The sequence below is a fragment of the Pseudarthrobacter sp. AL07 genome, from assembly GCF_029960665.1.
Lineage (GTDB): Bacteria > Actinomycetota > Actinomycetes > Actinomycetales > Micrococcaceae > Arthrobacter.
Genome location: NZ_JASBRB010000042.1, coordinates 1 through 13,195 on the forward strand (window position 1 = coordinate 1; position 13,195 = coordinate 13,195).

At 65.0% G+C, this 13,195-nt stretch carries 15 protein-coding genes and 1 pseudogene; 7 read left to right on the forward strand and 9 right to left on the reverse strand.

From position 1 onward, the window contains the following. Positions 1-209: 209 nt before the first annotated feature. The 3 genes from QK290_RS17570 to sigK all read right to left on the reverse strand — a co-directional run bounded on the left by QK290_RS17570 (position 210) and on the right by sigK (position 1,821). On the reverse strand, positions 210-686 hold the full coding sequence (locus QK290_RS17570; RefSeq protein WP_282331937.1) for a hypothetical protein: 477 nt from the start codon (positions 684-686) through the stop codon (positions 210-212). Then, positions 683-1,075, reverse strand: coding sequence for a cupredoxin domain-containing protein (locus QK290_RS17575; RefSeq protein WP_282331938.1), 393 nt, complete (start codon positions 1,073-1,075; stop codon positions 683-685). Before QK290_RS17575 ends, QK290_RS17570 begins: the two co-directional genes overlap by 4 nt. Before the next feature lie 155 nt (positions 1,076-1,230). Beyond that, positions 1,231-1,821 (reverse strand): ECF RNA polymerase sigma factor SigK, encoded by a 591-nt coding sequence (sigK, locus tag QK290_RS17580; RefSeq protein ID WP_282331939.1) that lies wholly within the window; start codon positions 1,819-1,821, stop codon positions 1,231-1,233. Between the two features lie 280 nt (positions 1,822-2,101). Here sigK and QK290_RS17585 point away from each other — a divergent pair, with 280 nt between their 5' ends. From QK290_RS17585 to QK290_RS17595, 3 genes are all read left to right on the forward strand, one after another. Next, complete coding sequence (locus tag QK290_RS17585) at positions 2,102-2,722, forward strand: TetR/AcrR family transcriptional regulator (protein WP_282331940.1); 621 nt, start codon at positions 2,102-2,104, stop codon at positions 2,720-2,722. A gap of 168 nt (positions 2,723-2,890) precedes the next feature. After that, positions 2,891-3,316: a helix-turn-helix transcriptional regulator gene (locus QK290_RS17590; RefSeq protein ID WP_282331941.1), complete on the forward strand. Its 426-nt coding sequence runs from the start codon at positions 2,891-2,893 to the stop codon at positions 3,314-3,316. 22 nt (positions 3,317-3,338) lie between these two features. After that, positions 3,339-3,740 (forward strand): VOC family protein, encoded by a 402-nt coding sequence (locus tag QK290_RS17595; protein WP_104063759.1) that lies wholly within the window; start codon positions 3,339-3,341, stop codon positions 3,738-3,740. Between the two features lie 17 nt (positions 3,741-3,757). On the opposite strand, the gene QK290_RS17600 is transcribed toward QK290_RS17595, so the two are convergent. The 4 genes from QK290_RS17600 to QK290_RS17615 form a co-directional block, all read right to left on the reverse strand. Further along, positions 3,758-4,198, reverse strand: coding sequence for a HepT-like ribonuclease domain-containing protein (locus QK290_RS17600; protein WP_282331942.1), 441 nt, complete (start codon positions 4,196-4,198; stop codon positions 3,758-3,760). Beyond that, complete coding sequence (locus QK290_RS17605; protein WP_282331943.1) at positions 4,195-4,641, reverse strand: helix-turn-helix domain-containing protein; 447 nt, start codon at positions 4,639-4,641, stop codon at positions 4,195-4,197. Before QK290_RS17605 ends, QK290_RS17600 begins: the two co-directional genes overlap by 4 nt. 122 nt (positions 4,642-4,763) lie before the next feature. Continuing rightward, on the reverse strand, positions 4,764-7,151 hold the full coding sequence (gene ppsA / locus QK290_RS17610) for a phosphoenolpyruvate synthase (RefSeq protein WP_282331944.1): 2,388 nt from the start codon (positions 7,149-7,151) through the stop codon (positions 4,764-4,766). Positions 7,152-7,302: 151 nt separating this feature from the next. Continuing rightward, on the reverse strand, positions 7,303-8,121 hold the full coding sequence (locus QK290_RS17615; protein WP_282331945.1) for a pyruvate, water dikinase regulatory protein: 819 nt from the start codon (positions 8,119-8,121) through the stop codon (positions 7,303-7,305). A 144-nt stretch (positions 8,122-8,265) separates the two neighbouring features. On the opposite strand from QK290_RS17615, the gene QK290_RS17620 reads away from it, so the two are divergent. The 4 genes from QK290_RS17620 to QK290_RS17635 all read left to right on the forward strand — a co-directional run bounded on the left by QK290_RS17620 (position 8,266) and on the right by QK290_RS17635 (position 11,983). Next, on the forward strand, positions 8,266-9,633 hold the full coding sequence (locus QK290_RS17620) for a potassium transporter TrkG (protein WP_282331950.1): 1,368 nt from the start codon (positions 8,266-8,268) through the stop codon (positions 9,631-9,633). Further along, on the forward strand, positions 9,626-10,318 hold the full coding sequence (locus tag QK290_RS17625; RefSeq protein ID WP_282331946.1) for a TrkA family potassium uptake protein: 693 nt from the start codon (positions 9,626-9,628) through the stop codon (positions 10,316-10,318). Before QK290_RS17620 ends, QK290_RS17625 begins: the two co-directional genes overlap by 8 nt. A 93-nt stretch (positions 10,319-10,411) precedes the next feature. Further along, positions 10,412-11,146: a GAF and ANTAR domain-containing protein gene (locus QK290_RS17630; protein WP_282331947.1), complete on the forward strand. Its 735-nt coding sequence runs from the start codon at positions 10,412-10,414 to the stop codon at positions 11,144-11,146. A gap of 99 nt (positions 11,147-11,245) precedes the next feature. After that, positions 11,246-11,983, forward strand: coding sequence for an ANTAR domain-containing protein (locus QK290_RS17635; protein ID WP_282331948.1), 738 nt, complete (start codon positions 11,246-11,248; stop codon positions 11,981-11,983). A 231-nt stretch (positions 11,984-12,214) separates the two neighbouring features. On the opposite strand, the gene QK290_RS17640 is transcribed toward QK290_RS17635, so the two are convergent. Together QK290_RS17640 and QK290_RS17645 are read right to left on the reverse strand one after the other, a co-directional pair. Further along, entirely contained in the window at positions 12,215-13,045 is an 831-nt protein-coding gene (locus QK290_RS17640) for a methylenetetrahydrofolate reductase (protein ID WP_282331949.1), read from the reverse strand. Between the two features lie 40 nt (positions 13,046-13,085). Beyond that, positions 13,086-13,195: pseudogene (locus tag QK290_RS17645) on the reverse strand (lipoyl synthase); the annotation flags it as partial.

Here is a 13,195-nt window from a genome sequence, read left to right on the forward strand (position 1 = left end):
GGCCATAAAGCGAAGTGTCTTATTCATTGAAAAGATCTCCTCATACACGCGAGTGATGTTGGTGCCCCCCGAAGAAGGGGGCACGGGTACTTCGGAGCCGTAGCGGAAAAGGATGGGAACGGATGTGAACCCGGACACACCAATGTTCCATTCCGCACGGCTCGGCCGGTTACGGCTGGCCTTGCTCAGGGCGGGGGACCCGTCTTGGATCAGCCAGCTGCTTCCCTGCGGCGGCCCCGGGCAGCTAGCGGCGATCCCGGCCACCATGACCGGTGTAGGGCGTAACCGGCCACAGCCAAACCGCCCGCAACTGCTTCGGCAACCGCAGTGAGGACCTTGGCCGCGTACCAGACGGGTTCATACATGGCAGGCAGAGGCCCGAGAGCAGGCACCTGGACGTACCGGTAGAGGATGACCGCGGCCAGGGATGAGAACCCAACCACTGCGGCGGCCGCAAAGGCGGCCGGTGAACCCTTGAGCAGCACAAACGCTGCGGCCACCACTGCGGCTCCCGCCTGGACCAGGAAGAGTGTGCCTTGCCCCAGACCGCCGGGCGCGGCCTGCTGGTACCCCGGGGCGAGCTGGACATGGACCACGGCACTGATAACCAGGGCCGCCGCGACACAGCCTCGCAGCACCCAAACGGTGTTCTTCCGTGCGGCGGGGCTTAGTTCCGGCCGGTTCATTTCACAACCAGCGTCCCGGTCATTTGCGGATGAAAAGTACAAATGATCCCGTACTCACCGGGAGCAGCCGGTGCCTGAAAGATCACCGTTGCGCCCGCCGGGACCTCGACGTCGAAACCGCGGTTGTCTTTGGCCGTGAGGGTATGCGGGGCGCTGTCCGCGTTCGTTACCGTGACCGTCGCTCCCGGTTTTACGGATGCCGGAACTTCGTAGGCGAAGTCCCTGATGGTGATGACGGCGTCACCGGACTGGGCCGGCGCATTAGGGGACGGGGCGGAGGTACTGCTGCCGGCCGGGGGTGCCGGGGGTGCGCTCTGCACCCCGCATCCGGTGATGCCGGCGAGCGACACGGCTACAGCTACAGTCAGAGCACGATCGATGGTTCTCATGAGAATCTCCTCGACGGGCGTGTTGTTGTTCCGCCGCGCACGCCCGGTGGCGAACGTCAGGAAACTACCCCGCGCAGACTATTCGCCGCCGACGGCGTCACGGACTGCCCGGCATGGCACCTCTGCGGTCCGGGCGCAAGACCTGCCGGAGCGGACTAGGCCGGTTCGAGTTCCGTTCGGAGCCGCGACAGGCCGTCTCTGATGCGGGACTTGATGGTGGGCAGCGGTGTGGAGAGCCGTTCGGCGACCTCGCGGTAGGTCAGGCACCCAAGATAGGCCAGGACGATGGCCTCGCGCTGGAGCGGGGACAGGCAACCCAGGCTCTGGTGAAGGATTTGGGCGTTCATCCTGTTGATGACCGTCTCGGATACTTCGTCATTAGCCGTGTTCTCGGTATAGCCGGCCCAACGCCTGTCCCGGATTTTGCTGCTGTGTTCCGAACGGACCCTGTCAACCGCTCTGCGGTGCGCGATCGTCATGAGCCATGCCATGGGGCTTCCGGCGATGGGGCTGTACTTCGACGACGTTTGCCAGACCATGAGGAAAACTTCCTGGGTTACGTCCTCACTTAGCTCGTGATCGATGAGGACGCGGCGGACCAGGCCGAAAACCCGTGCCGACGTTTGACCATAAAAATCGCTGAACGCCTGATGATCACCCTGCGCCGTGCGCCCAAGGAGATGCGCCAGGGCATCCCTGGCCGTCTCGGAGGACAAGGGACGTTGTGGCCCGCTCAAACTGTTCATTGTGCCTTCAGCCGTCAGGTGCGACCACCCCCAGCGGGCAGCCCTGGTCCAGCAGATATTGCAATCGGGCCAGCCGTCACCGAGGTCTGCAACCGGGCCTTCGGCCAAGTCGAGACAGACCCCACCTCGCACGGTGCGCATCGTGGCCTTTACCGGCCAGAGCCTGCGAGAGGCGCCAACCGGGCTATTCAGCAGGCTAGAGAACGCATGTTCTCTAGCCTGCCCTTTACAATAGAGAACGATCGTTGTCCATGCAAGCGAACAGGAAGAAACACTCTCTGTGTCTCCACACGAGTCAGTCGGGAAGGCCCTTGCCCCCGGTAAGCCGGATGATGACGCGGCCAGAGAGCTCGTGCTCGCGGCCGCGAGTCAACTCTTTTATGCCCGCGGGTTCACAGCGGTGGGGATGGATGAGTTGCGGGCCGAATCCGGTGTCTCGCTCAAGCGCCTGTACCGTCTGTTCCCGGCCAAGGAGGCCATCGTGGAGGACGTCCTCCACATCTGGAGGGACATCTGGACCACCGGAGTCACCGCCCAGGTCGAGGCAGCACAGGAGCCCCGCGAACAGCTTCTGGCGGTTTACGACTTTCTGGCCAGCTGGTTCACATCAGAGGGATTCCGCGGGTGCGCCTTTATCAATTCCTTTGGTGAGGTGGGAGGGGCATCCGGACGCATCACCGACATCGTCAGGGAACAGAAGAAGCACTTTCAGGACTATCTGGCCCAGCTGGCCGCAGGGGCGGGAGCACCCGCTGCGCTTGCTCCGCAGCTGGCCATACTGGCGGAAGGGGCAATCACAACAGCGGCGATCTCCGCCAGCGCAGAACCGGCCCGCCAAGCCCGCGCAGCAGCGGAAATCCTCATTGACGTCGCCTTCCAGAGCTCCCGCACCAGCCGTTGACCGCGGCTGGGATGTTCTATTCAGCGGTGGTCGGGGGCCGGTAATCCCGGGGCGGCCCGGGCCGCCCGCCGGCGCATAGTCCCTGTGGCCAGACCCGGCACCTTGGGCCTGCCACGTACCGAAGACGGGATCCGGGAAGCTGCCGCATGGCCCTACTAGAATTGCCCCATGAACCCGCAGGAGCTGGCCAACCTGGCCCACTTGCGCCGCGCCCGCGACCTGATTGACCGCGAGTACGCCCAGCCACTCGACGTGCCCACCATGGCCGCCGGCGCGCTCATGTCAGCGGCGCACTTCTCCCGCCGGTTCAAAGCCGCCTACGGTGAGACTCCGTACAACTACCTCATGACGCGGCGGATCGAACGCGCCATGGCGCTGCTGCGCGCCGGTGCCAGCGTGACCGATGCCTGCATGGAAGTGGGCTCCACGTCCCTGGGTTCGTTCAGCTCGCGGTTCACCGAGATCGTCGGCATGACGCCCAGCGCCTACCGGGCCCGCGAACACCACGCCGTGAAAGCGATGCCCACATGCATCGCCCGGCAGCACACCCGGCCCGCGCGCAAGCCGAGCAGGATTGAAGAAGCTTCTTCATAGCCACTGCCATAGCGTGTGACCCATGAACATTTCATTGAAGTACGCACACGTCACCGTCAACGATCTCGATGAGTCCCTCGCGTTCTACCGCGACGCCCTTGGCTTGGAAGTCCGGAACGACGTCGGCTCGGACGGCCAGCGCTGGGTCACCCTGGGCAGCGCTGCCCAACCCGATCTTGAGATTGTCCTGTCCCCGCCGCACGCCGGCCGCTCCCAGGCCGACGGGGACGCCATCCAGGAGCTGGTCACCAAGGGCGTTATGCCCATGCTCGTGTTCAGCACGGACGATCTCGACGCCGCCTTCGAGGCCGCCCGGGCCTCCGGCGCCGAGGTCCTGCAGGAACCCATCGTCCAGCCCTGGGGCCCCCGCGACTGCGCCTTCCGCGACCCGTCCGGCAACATGATCCGCATCAACCAGGGCTGACTTGGATGGGCGCCAGGCTAGGGCCAGCGTTCGATCTCGGCACGCATGTGGGCAAGCTGGGCCCCGAGCTCCGGCAGACTGCGGGCCGCCGTTTGCCACACGGTGTCGTTGCGAATGGCCGCGTAGTCGTGAGAGAGCACATTTCGAAGTCCGCGCATCTGGCGCCAGGGTATCGCGGGGTACTGCTCACGCACCGGCTCGGGGATCCGATCCGCGGCAGTGTTCAGGTCAATGAAGATGGACTTCATCGCCTCGCGTGACCGCCAATTGTCAGGATCGTTGAAGGCAAGCTCACCTTCGCCCACGATCTGCTGCGCCCAGCCCAGCCGCTCCTCCATGTCCCCGATAAGCTGCAGGACCCTGTCCCTCGGGGCCGCAGCGAGGGAGAAGGTCGGATCCTTCTGCTCCCGGGGTACAAACGGGCCGCCCCCGGGGACACCTTCGGGGTCCCCGCTCACAGGCGCACCGCTTCCCTGAGGATGCGCTCCATGATTGGGCCCCCTGAACCCGACGGGACGATGTCCACCTCCACGCCCAGAAGGTCAATCATGTCCAGGCGGAAGCCGGACAGGTCGAAAAGTGTTGCGCCCGGTTCGAGGTCAACCAGAAGATCGACGTCGGATACCGGGGTGTCCTCACCCCTTGCCAATGATCCAAAGACACGAATGTTGTGAGCTTTGTACCTGTGGGCGATCGCCAGCGCCTCATCGCGGTGCTCAGCGAGGATCTCCGATGGCCGGCGCCTCAACACCTTCATGATCCGGTCCAGGGTTTCGGGCCGGGGGATGCGCTTCCCGGATTCATATGCCGAGAGATTTGGCTGACTGACATGCGAGAGCTCCGCTAGCCGTTTCTGGCTCAGCCCGGCACGAACCCTTTTCTCGGCTATCTCGCTGGTCATAGGTTGAGTATATCGGGGCGATATAAATCCGGACTGGGAATTCGAACGGGGTTTCGCTCCCCGACCGCTCTCTATCCTCGCAAGCTCGGACAGGGAACCCTGCGGTCGTGGGACAGGCTCAATCACCGGACGGGGGCAGTGGCGCCGGCGAGCCGGAGCCAGGTATCCACCACGGTGTCCGGGTTCAGGGAGACCGAATCGATGCCTTCCTGGACCAGCCACTCCGCGAAGTCCGCGTGATCGCTGGGACCCTGGCCGCAGATGCCCACATATTTGCCGCGATCCTTGCAGGCCTTGATGGCCATGCTCAGGAGCTTCTTGACGGCAGGATCGCGTTCATCGAAGCCGCCCGAGACGATCGCGGAATCCCGGTCCAGGCCCAGTGTCAGCTGGGTCATGTCGTTGGAACCGATCGAGAAGCCGTCGAAGTAGTCCAGGAAGTCGTCCGCCAGCAGCGCGTTGGACGGGATCTCGCACATCATGATCACCTCGAGGCCGTTCTCGCCGCGGACCAGGCCGTTCTCCGCCAGCAGCTCGATGACGCCGCGGGCCTCGTCCAGGGTCCGCACGAACGGGATCATCAGCTTGACGTTGGTCAGCCCCATCTCGTTGCGGACGAAGGACAGGGCCTCGCACTCCAGGTCGAAGCAGTCCCGGAAGGAGGGCTCCAGGTAGCGTGAGGCGCCGCGGAAGCCGAGCATCGGGTTCTCTTCGTGCGGCTCGTAGGCCGGTCCGCCGATGAGGTTGGCGTACTCGTTGGACTTGAAGTCGGACATGCGCACAATCACCGGGTGCGGGGCGAAGGCCGCCGCGATGGTGGACACGCCTTCAGCCAGCCGCTTGATGTAGTACTCGCGAGGGCTGTCATAGGCGGCGATCCGTTCCCGGATTTCCACGGCCACGTCCGCCGGCTGGCTGTCCAGGTTCAGGAGCGCCTTGGGGTGGATGCCGATCTGGCGGTTGATGATGAATTCCAGCCGGGCCAGGCCCACGCCGTGGTTGGGCAGCTGCGCGAACGTGAACGCCTGCTCCGGGGTTCCGACATTCATCATCACCTTGACCGGGGCCTCGGGCAGCTGGGTGATCTCGGTGTCTTCGACGCTGAAGTCCAGGAGCCCTTCGTAGATGGTGCCGGTCTCGCCGTCGGCGCAGGAGACGGTCACTTCGAGGCCGTCGGTGAGGGCATCCGTGGCACTTCCGGTGCCGACGACGGCGGGAATCCCCAGTTCGCGGGCGATGATGGCCGCGTGGCACGTGCGTCCGCCGCGGTTGGTGACGATGGCGGAGGCCCGCTTCATGATCGGTTCCCAGTCCGGGTCGGTCATGTCCGCGACCAGGACATCACCGGTCTTGAAGGCGGCCATCTGGTCGATCGAGGTCAGGATCCGGACGCTGCCGGCACCGATCCGCTGGCCGATCGCGCGGCCCTCCACCAGCACCCGGCCGGTCCCGTTGAGGCGGAAACGGCTGAGGCTGCCCGCGGCCCGGCGGGACTGCACCGTCTCCGGGCGTGCCTGCAGGATGTACAGGCCGCCGTCGGTCCCGTCCTTGCCCCATTCGATGTCCATGGGGCGGCCGTAGTGGTTCTCGATGGCGACGGCGTGCCGGGCGAGCTGCTCCACGTCCTCGTCGCTGAGGCTGAAGCGGTTCCGCAAGGAGGCCTCCACCGGCACGAAGTCGATGGTCCGGCCGATCTCCTGGCTGTTGGTGTACGTCATCTGGAGGGCCTTCTCGCCCAGTCCGCGCTTGAGGATGGCGGGGCGGCCGGCCTGCAGTGCAGGTTTGTAGACGTAGAACTCATCGGGGTTCACGGCGCCCTGGACCACGGCCTCGCCCAGGCCGTATGAGGACGTGACGAACACTGCGTCCTGGAAACCGGACTCGGTGTCCATGGTGAACATCACGCCGGAGGCCCCGACGTCGGAGCGCACCATCCGCTGAATGCCGGCGGAGAGAGCCACCTCGGCGTGTTCGAACTTGTGGTGCACGCGGTAGGCGATAGCCCGGTCGTTGTACAGGGACGCAAACACGTCCTTGATGGCGATCAGGATGTTCTCGATGCCGCGGACGTTCAGAAAGGTCTCCTGCTGCCCGGCGAAGGAGGCATCCGGAAGGTCTTCCGCGGTCGCGCTGGAACGGACGGCCCAGGACAGGTCCTCTGAGCCCCCGTGCTTGTCCACCAGCTGCTGGTAGGCGTTCCGGATCTGCGCCTCGAAGTCCGGCAGGAAGGGCGTCTCGCGCATCAGCGTCCGGATTTCCTGACCCGCCGCGGCAAGGGCCGTCACGTCATCGGTGTCCAGGCCAACCAGCCGGTCCACGATCTTCTGGTCCAGGCCCGAGTCAGCCAGGAAGCTGCGGTAGGCGTCCGCTGTGGTGGCGAAGCCGTCCGGGACCTGCACGCCGGCGGAGGTCAGGTTCTGCACCATCTCCCCGAGGGAGGCGTTTTTGCCGCCCACCCGGTCCAGGTCCTTGAGTCCGAGTTCTGAGAACCACAGGATGTCTGTCGTCATGGTTGCTGCTCCTTTGCAGATGAAGGCATGCGGGGGCGCCGCCCCGCTCGCGGCTGTGGCCGGTTGGTGGGCGCGAATCCTGTCTACAGTGACAGGTTCAGAGCGCTCTTCCAACATGATGTGCGCCACATGGGGCTTGTGAAAATTTTCCCTAATGCTTGAGGTTCATGCGCTGCAGGATGGTGGCGGCCATTTCCTCCACGGAGACCGTCGCCGAATTCAGGTACGGGATCCGGTGGGAAACGTATAACTGCTCGGCGCTGCGCAGCTCGAAGCCGCACTGCCGCAGCGACGCGTAGGGTGAGCCGCGGCGCCGTTCGGTGCGGATCTGGCTCAGCCGCAGGGGGTTGGAGGACAGCCCGAAACACTTCTCAACAAAGGGCCGCAGTGGCTTGGGCAGCCCTTCCCGCTGAAAGTCCTCGTCCACCAGCGGGAAGTTCGCGGCGAAGATGCCGTGCTGGAGCGCCAGGTACATGGTGGTGGGCGTTTTTCCGCAGCGGGACGGGGCCACCAGGATGACCTGCGCCTTTTCCAGCGCCCGCAGGCTCTGGCCGTCGTCGTGTTCCATGGCGTACTCGACGGCGGCCATCCGGGACTGATACCGCTCCGCGTTGCCCAGGCCGTGGGCCCTGCCCGGTTCATGGCTGGCCTGGGAGCCGAGGGCTTCCTCCAGCTGTCCCACATGCATCCCGATAAGATCCACGATGATCCCCCGGCACTTTGCAATGGCCTGCCTGATCTCGCTGCTGACGGCCGTGGAAAAGACGATGGGCCGCGGACCGGTGGCCACCAGTTTGTCGATGGCGCCCACCACGGTCCTGGCCTGTTCGACGGTGGTAATGAACGGGACCGTGATGCGGTCAAAGTTATTGGCGGGGAACTGGGTCAGCAGGGTGTTGCCGAGCGTTTCCGCGGTGATGCCGGTGCTGTCCGAAAGGAAGTAGACAGGCCGAATCTCGTGAGTGGTCATGAACGCATTCTCCACGAAGGACGGCCCCGGTCCGGTATTGGCATGACCGAGAGGAACGCTCTGGCGGTGATAACGTGACGCTATGCATGTCCTGCCCGCCGTGTGGCGAAGAATCCCTGCGTGACCGGGCGCCTTTGGGCGGCTCTGGGAGCCGCGACGTCCCGCACCGGTGAAGCCGCCCGGGCGTTTACGCCCAAACACCCGGCCCAGGTAATTGTCCTGGGCTTCGCGGCGGCGGTCGCCATCGGTACGGGGTTGTTGATGCTGCCGGTTGCTAAACAAGGCCCCGGCGGTGCCAGCTTTCTGGAAGCATCGTTCACCGCGACGTCCGCGGTGTGTGTCACCGGCCTGATCACCGTGGATACCCCCGTTTTCTGGACCGGCTTCGGGCACGTGGTGATCCTGGTCCTGATCCAGGTGGGCGGCTTCGGCGTGATGTCCTTCGGCACGCTGCTGGGAGTACTGATGGCCCGCCGGCTGGGGCTGCGGTCCCGTATGACCTCAGCGGCCGAAACCAAGAGCACCGGTTTCGGCGACGTTCGGCAGGTCCTGCTGGGCGTCCTGACCGTCACCGCGGCAACGGAACTCCTGCTCGCCGGGATCCTCACGGCCCGCTTCATGGAGCATTACAACTACCCGTTGGGTAAGGCCCTCTGGCACGGGATCTTCCACTCGGTCTCATCCTTTAACAATGCCGGGTTCGCGTTGTACCCGGACAGCCTCATGGGCTTCGCCGGTGACCCGTGGGTATGCCTGCCCATCGCCTTGGCCGTGATTATCGGAGGTCTCGGCTTCCCCGTCCTCTTCGAACTGCGGCGCCGATACCGCACCCCGGTCCACTGGAGTATGAATACCAAACTGGTACTGGCCGGGACCGGAGTCCTGTTGGTCAGCGGAACCGTGTTCCTGACAGCCGTGGAATGGTCCAACCCGGCAACTTTGGGCGCCCTTCACCCCGGTGAGCGCCTCCTCGCGGGGTTCTTCCAGTCTGTGATTACCCGCACGGCCGGTTTCAACAGCGTGGACATCAGCCAGTTGCATCCCGTCTCCTGGCTGGGCATGGACATCCTCATGCTCATCGGAGGCGGACCTGCGGGTACTGCCGGTGGCCTGAAAATCACCACCTTCGCCGTCCTGCTCTTTATCCTCACAACAGAACTTCGCGGCGACACCGCCGTGAACATCTTTGCGAAGCGGCTCTCCCGCGCAGTCCACCGCCAGGCCATCGCCGTGGTCCTGCTCGCCCTTGCCCTGATCATGGGCTCCACCATGTTCCTGATGCTGATCACTGATTTCGGGCAGGAGAAGATTCTGTTTGAAGTCATCTCCGCTTTCGCCACCGTCGGATTGTCCACCGGCATCACCGCGGCGATGCCCCCGGCAGGACAGATCGTGCTGATACTGCTGATGTTCATCGGACGGCTCGGTCCGGTGACCCTCGGAGTGGCCCTGGCAGTCCGCACCCGCCCGGTCCTGTTCGAATACCCCAAAGAAAGGCCCCTCATTGGCTAGGAAAATCTTCTCCCGCGGCTCGGAACGCCTCGCCCAGGCCGGGTCCGTCGCCGTCATCGGCTTGGGCCGCTTCGGCGGCTCACTCGCCCTGGAACTGGAAGCCCAAGGCACGGAGGTACTGGGGATTGATGCGGACGAAAACATCGTCCAGTCCTTCAACGGCCGCCTCACCCACGTGGTCCGCGCCGACGCCACCCAGGAGGAGGTCCTCCGCCAGCTTTCCGTCCACGAATTCGACCGCGCCGTGGTGGGCATCGGATCAGACATCGAAGCCAGCATCCTCACCACCTCACGGCTCCTGAAATTCCAGGGACCACAGATCTGGGCCAAAGCCATCTCGGAACCCCACGCGGAAATCCTTGGCCAGCTCGGCGTCGAGCATGTCATCCGTCCCGAGCATGACATGGGTAAACGGGTGGCGCACCTGGTCCGCGGTGGCATCCTGGATTACGTCGAGTTCGAAGACGACTTTGTGATGGTCCGCACCAGCCCACCCAGCCAGGCCCAGGACCGGCCGCTCGGAATCCTCGGGCTCCGCGACAAATACGGGATCACCGTCGTCGCCGTCAAACGCCTCGGCGGCATGTGGGGCCACACCACTGCGCAGACGGTCCTCTACGACGACGACCAGATCATAGTCCAGGGCAGCAAAACCCAAGCCGAAAAATTCAGCACCCTCACCTGAAAGCCGCGTGGGGGGTGACACAACTGGGCGTTGGGCGGGGGTTCTGCGCTGATGGCAACTTGTGGGCACTGTGCGTTCGGCCTAGATTTGGGCATGACCAATTCGCCCGACCATGAGCTGATCCTTGAGCTGCAGGACCTGATAATCGGCACGGGATCGGTGGCTGACTTCCTCGGCGGGTTCGCCATCATCGCCGCTGCCGCACTGAGCCGCTCCACTGGCGCCACCGTGGAATGCGGAGTCACGCTCAAGCGCTTCAAGAAAACCGCAACGGTCGGCGGAAGCACAGAGCGCGCCATCCACCTGGACCGCATCGAACAGGCGGTGGGCGAGGGACCCTGCCTCACAGCGATGCGTACGGCGGCCCCCGTCCTGCTGGCCGATGTCCGCACTGACACGCGCTGGCCTACCTACCAAAAACGCCTGATCGAGGAAGGCATCCACAGCGTCCTCGGCGTCCCTCTTGAACTCGGCGAAACCGCGGCGGCAGCCCTGAACTTCTTCGCGCCGGCCACTGGCGTATTCACGGAGGACACCGTCCACGAGGCAGCCCGCTTCGCCGACGTCGCCCGCAGTGCTGTCCGGCTGGCCGTCAGGGTGGGAACCGCCGAGAGCGCCGCAGATGACCTCAGCGCGGCAATGATGAGCCGCACAGCCATCAACCTTGCCGGCGGCATCATCATGGCCCAGAACCGCTGCAGCCAGGCCGAGGCGATGGCAATCCTGATGAAGGTCTCCAGCCACCGGAACCAGAAGCTCCGGGACGTCGCGGACGAGATCGTCCGGAAGGTCTCAGGCGGGGAAGCCACCACTTACTTCGACCTGTAGCTGCGGCCGCCTCGGAAAAAGCGAGTACTCACTACTCGGGTGCCGGCCGGCGGGGCCCCGTACCATGAAGGCGTACCGACACATGAGGACTGGGGCATCATGATCGATCAAATGGTGGACTGGCGCTTCTCAGGCGCCCTGCTGGACATCCGGGGACACTCGGAAGCGGCCTCGGCCTGCACCCTTGCCCGGATTGCGGCTCCCGCGGTGAGCGACATGGCAGGTTCCGAGGTGGAGAGCACTGTGACCATCGTGCGGCCCGACGGAACGCCTTTCACTGCGGCAACCACCGACGGCGCCGGCGGCCTTTCCCGCTGGGACCAACTCGCCGGACGGGGTCCCACCTCGCGGGCACTGGGCGGCCGCCTGACCATCATTCTCAATCCCCGCTCCCTGGACAAGAGCTGGGATGGGTACCCGGCCACGCTCAGGGCAGCAGGCTTCCGTTCCGCTTTCGCCGTGCCATTGCCGCTGGAACGCAGCTACCGGGCCGCACTGACGCTGTATACGGCGGAAACGAACGTGTTCACCCCGGTTGTGGCAGCCGAGGTGCTGGCATTCTCCGTCGTGGCGGCCAAAAGCCTGCTCCTGGCACTGCAGGTCCGGGCGGGCCTGGCCCAATCCGCGGATCTCCGCGCAGCCATGGCCACCCGCACCGCGATCAACACCGCCTGCGGCGTGATCATGGGCCGGGACCAGTGCTCCTACGACGCGGCGGTCCAGATCCTCACCGCCGCCTCGAGCGAGCAGAACCTGACCCTCCGCGACGTCGCCGAAGGGATGCTGAGCACCCTGAAGGGCGGCGTACCGACCACACACTTCCAGCACCGCACCTAAGCCGGCTCCCGCCGTCGGGCATTGCTCGTCCACGAGCTCCAGCAGGCGGGCTTCCTGCGCAGGCTTGGCCTCCTGAGTCGATGATGTCGCAGCCGTGATCCAGCAGGCACCCCGTGATCGCGTGGACGATGCCCGGGGACTCAGCGCAATTGACTGTCAGAACAGTTCGGTTGTCACTCCCGTGAAGCCTTCGCCCCGGCCAGGTGGGGAGTTTGAGGGGAAACGGTGGTCTTACGGCTCACGTGCTGCTCCTCGAATCAGTGCTGGCCGGAGTGCCGTTGGGGATGATGCGTGGCCCGCTTCATTGGGGACCGCATCGAGGTTGTTGAAGCTGTAAAGGTGGATCCCTGCGATGCCGGGCTGGCTTTCGAGCCCGGCCACCAGGGTGTGGGGTGAGTAGCGGTCGCCGCTGAGCAGCTTGCGCGCCAGCGTTCCTTTGCTGCTGAGGAACTTCAGGGAACTCCCGACGCCGATCTGCGTGGCAAGTGCCAGCAGTTTGGTCCGCGGGACGGACCCCGCCACACCCGCCCAGACGGGCAGGTTCACGCCTTCACGGCGCAGGAACGCCGCAAAGTCAAGGATTTTGGGCGCGTCGAAGCACATCTGGGTGACCACGTGGGTGGCCAGGTGCTGCTTGTCCTGCAGGGCCTCGAGCAGGTCCCGGGCGGCCACGGTCGGGTGGCCTTCCGGGTACCCTGCCACGCCGGCGCGCATCCGGCCGCCGGTGTACTGGGTCATGTCTTCAAGCAGCGGCAGGGCGGACCCGTACTGGCCGGCGGGCTGCTTCCGGTCGCCGCCGATCACAAACACCTCGCCGATGCCCGCGCCGTCGCAGTCCCGCATGATCCGGGTCAGTTCGGCCCGGTCATGGATGCTGCGCGCGGCCAGGTGCGGGATCACGGTGTAGCCGAAGTCGCTCAGCTCAACCGACGTGCGCATGGTCCGCTCCACACCGTGGTGCGGCAGGCACGTCATGGTCAGCGTGGTGGTCAGCGGAACCAGCGCCCGGACCTGGTCAACGATCCCGTTTGAGGGGATGATTTCGATTCTTGCAGGGAGCATCTTCGGTCCTTTCTGGATATCAGCTCTGAATAGAGGCCGGTCAGCTGGCGTGGGCTGCTAGCAGTGAGCTGGCTTCCTGGCGGGTGCTGCCGGAAGACTCGATGTGGGCGAGCTGGGCGGGGATTTCCCAGCCCTTCTTGCGCATCGCGG

Bases quoted from the DNA above. Each gene is read 5' to 3' on its own strand.
- QK290_RS17570 (WP_282331937.1), bottom strand. From the start codon at position 686: ATGAACCGGCCGGAACTAAGCCCCGCCGCACGGAAGAACACCGTTTGG.
- QK290_RS17575 (WP_282331938.1), bottom strand. From the start codon at position 1,075: ATGAGAACCATCGATCGTGCTCTGACTGTAGCTGTAGCCGTGTCGCTC.
- sigK (WP_282331939.1), bottom strand. From the start codon at position 1,821: ATGAACAGTTTGAGCGGGCCACAACGTCCCTTGTCCTCCGAGACGGCC.
- QK290_RS17590 (WP_282331941.1), top strand. From the start codon at position 2,891: ATGAACCCGCAGGAGCTGGCCAACCTGGCCCACTTGCGCCGCGCCCGC.
- QK290_RS17595 (WP_104063759.1), top strand. From the start codon at position 3,339: ATGAACATTTCATTGAAGTACGCACACGTCACCGTCAACGATCTCGAT.
- QK290_RS17605 (WP_282331943.1), bottom strand. From the start codon at position 4,641: ATGACCAGCGAGATAGCCGAGAAAAGGGTTCGTGCCGGGCTGAGCCAG.
- ppsA (WP_282331944.1), bottom strand. From the start codon at position 7,151: ATGACGACAGACATCCTGTGGTTCTCAGAACTCGGACTCAAGGACCTG.
- QK290_RS17615 (WP_282331945.1), bottom strand. From the start codon at position 8,121: ATGACCACTCACGAGATTCGGCCTGTCTACTTCCTTTCGGACAGCACC.
- QK290_RS17630 (WP_282331947.1), top strand. From the start codon at position 10,412: ATGACCAATTCGCCCGACCATGAGCTGATCCTTGAGCTGCAGGACCTG.
- QK290_RS17635 (WP_282331948.1), top strand. From the start codon at position 11,246: ATGATCGATCAAATGGTGGACTGGCGCTTCTCAGGCGCCCTGCTGGAC.
- QK290_RS17640 (WP_282331949.1), bottom strand. From the start codon at position 13,045: ATGCTCCCTGCAAGAATCGAAATCATCCCCTCAAACGGGATCGTTGAC.